This window comes from Natronococcus sp. (assembly GCF_047921035.1).
GTDB lineage: Archaea > Halobacteriota > Halobacteria > Halobacteriales > Natrialbaceae > Natronococcus.
In genome coordinates this window covers 1-2227 of the sequence record NZ_JBLRWX010000198.1, presented here as the reverse complement: position 1 = coordinate 2227, position 2227 = coordinate 1, and the positions used below count along the sequence as shown (strand labels likewise).

Annotated in this window: 3 protein-coding genes and 1 pseudogene; 1 reads left to right on the top strand and 3 read right to left on the bottom strand. The window is 69.2% G+C overall.

Features of this window, described 5'->3' with window-relative positions:
* Positions 1–73 precede the first annotated feature (73 nt).
* The 3 genes and pseudogenes from ACNA7R_RS20045 to ACNA7R_RS20035 form a co-directional block, all read right to left on the bottom strand.
* Entirely contained in the window at positions 74–718 is a 645-nt protein-coding gene (locus tag ACNA7R_RS20045; protein ID WP_416285301.1) for a LysE family translocator, read from the bottom strand.
* A gap of 108 nt (positions 719–826) precedes the next feature.
* Positions 827–1687 carry a UbiA family prenyltransferase gene (locus tag ACNA7R_RS20040; protein WP_416285300.1) on the bottom strand — a complete coding sequence of 287 codons (861 nt, stop codon included), beginning with the start codon at positions 1685–1687 and terminating at the stop codon, positions 827–829.
* A 74-nt stretch (positions 1688–1761) separates the two neighbouring features.
* A pseudogene (locus ACNA7R_RS20035) lies at positions 1762–1929 on the bottom strand (YncE family protein); the annotation flags it as partial.
* Here ACNA7R_RS20035 and ACNA7R_RS20030 point away from each other — a divergent pair.
* Positions 1907–2227 (top strand): hypothetical protein (locus ACNA7R_RS20030; protein ID WP_416285299.1); only part of this gene is annotated, 321 nt, incomplete at its 3' end. The pseudogene ACNA7R_RS20035 and the gene ACNA7R_RS20030 overlap by 23 nt on opposite strands.

Here is a 2227-nt window from a genome sequence, read left to right as displayed (position 1 = left end):
TGCTGTAACGATTTACCGGCGCAACCACCGTACGGGTCGCGGTTGCGCCGGTACTGACTTACAGTAAACCGTATCAGCCGACGCCGCCGACGAACAGCCGCAGCCCGAGCCCGATCAACACCAGCCCGGAGAGCCACCGGATCCCGTCCGCGACCCGCGGGCGGGTGATCAGCAGGCGGCGAACCGCGCTCGAGGCGAGCGCCACCGTTCCCAGATACCCCATCGTGAGCAGGGCGTAGATCGCGCCGAGCGCCGATAGCTGGGTCGGGACGTGGCCCGAGCCGTCGACGAACTGCGGGAGGAACGCGAGGAAGAACAGCGCCACCTGCGGGTTGGCGACGTTGACGATCACGGCCTCCCGGAAGGGGTTGCCCTCCACCGCGGCCCCGTCGTCCGCGTCGAAGAGTTCGGACTCCCGGATCGTTCGAACCCCGAGGTAGGTCAGGTAGGCCGCACCGACGTAGGTGACGGCCGCGAAGGCGATCTCGGAGGCCCGGAAGAGGGCGGCGAGTCCCACCGCCGCCGCGAGCGTGTGGACGAGGACGCCGGCGCTGATCCCCGCCGCGGAGGCGAGCCCGCTCTCGCGCCCGTCGCCGATACTCCGGGTCAGCACGTAGACGGTGTCGGGTCCCGGCGAGAGAATCATCGCGCCTGCGGCGACGAGGTACACCGCCAGCAGCGTCGGATCGAACAGGACGGTTCGGAGCGCCTCGAGCACGGCGTCTCACACCTCGTTCGCGCTCGAGTCGGGGGGTCGCGTCACGGTCACTGTCGGATCAGTTCGTGGTCGGCGACAAAAGTGGCGGGGATCCGTTCGGCGGGGATCTCACCAGAACCTGGCCAGCGGTTCGAACCAGACCGCGGCGACGAGGACGGCGAGAAAGACGTACGAGCCACGAATCAACAGCATGGTCGCCAGCCTCGGCGGTGCGCGGCGGGCGACGGCGGCGACGGCCGCGAACGCGAGCGCCGCCAGCACCGCGGAGGGCGGAAACACCCGTGCGACGGCGAAGGTGACGACGACGAACAGCGCAGTGAGCATGAGGCCGTAGGCGACGGTGTAGGCCCGACTCGGACCGACGGCGACCGCGACGGTCCGCTTTCGGATCGAGCGATCGTAGTCGTAGTCCTTCGCGTCGTCGATCACCTTGATTCCCGAGAGCAAGACGAGAAAGGTCGCGGCGAAGCCGATCGGGACCAGCGCGAACGCCTCGGCCTGGACGTAGAAGCCCCCGAGGATCGACAGCGCGATCCCCAGCGGGTAGCCCGTCGTCGCGGTCACCGGGTTCATATCGAGTTGAGGGGCGTGGTAGTAGGCGATCACCCACGCGGGGACGGTCAGGGCGGCGGCGATCCAGTCGACCAGGACGAACAGCGCGACCGTACAGAGGGCGAACGTCGCCGTCGAGACGGTCAGCCCGAGCCGGCAGCCCCGCTCCGTGAGGGGGTGATCGTCGTCCTCCCCGCGGACGTAGAAGTCGACGTAGCCGTCCTTGACGTGGGCCGTGTACACCGCCGCGAACATCGCGACGACGTGGATCGCCGCGAGCTCCGGCGTGAACGCTCGAGCGAGCACCGCGCCGAACAGCGAAGCGGCGAGCGGCGGGAGCATGAACACGGGATGGACCTGCGACCAGAACGCACGGGCCGTCGCCCCGACGCCGGTCCCGTGTCTCGCGAGGGACATGGTTCCGGTGACGACGGACCGACGTAAAATACCGCGGGTAGCGGGGAGTTTGCGTGGCTCTCGAGGGCGGTCGACTACTCGGGGAGGTACGCGATCCCGTCCGGGTGGAGCTCCGTATCGTAGCGTTCGGTCTCCGCCCAACTCCCGCAGTCGATCACGGAGACGTCGTTGGTCTTGTTGTTGGCGACGAACGCCCGCTCGCCGTCGGGCGCGAAGACGGTGCCGCCGGGCCAGATCCCGACCACGCTGACGCTCTTTCGCGGCCATGAGCAGCTGCCCGGCGAGACCGTGGCGCATTGGAAGGGCCGCGTGACGGGCGCGGAGGCGGAAGGCCAGCGGATCATCCTGAACTGCGACTCCGTCTTCAGCACGCTGCGCCGCGCCGGGGTGCGGGCGAAGTACCAGCGGCTCTGCCGGCACGCGCTCTACGGGCGCGGCTGCGGGCTCGACATCGCGCTGCATTCTTCCGTGGCGACGGTGACGGAAGTCTCCGGCAATGCGGTGACCGTAACCGAGGCCGCGGCGCAGCCCGACGGCTGG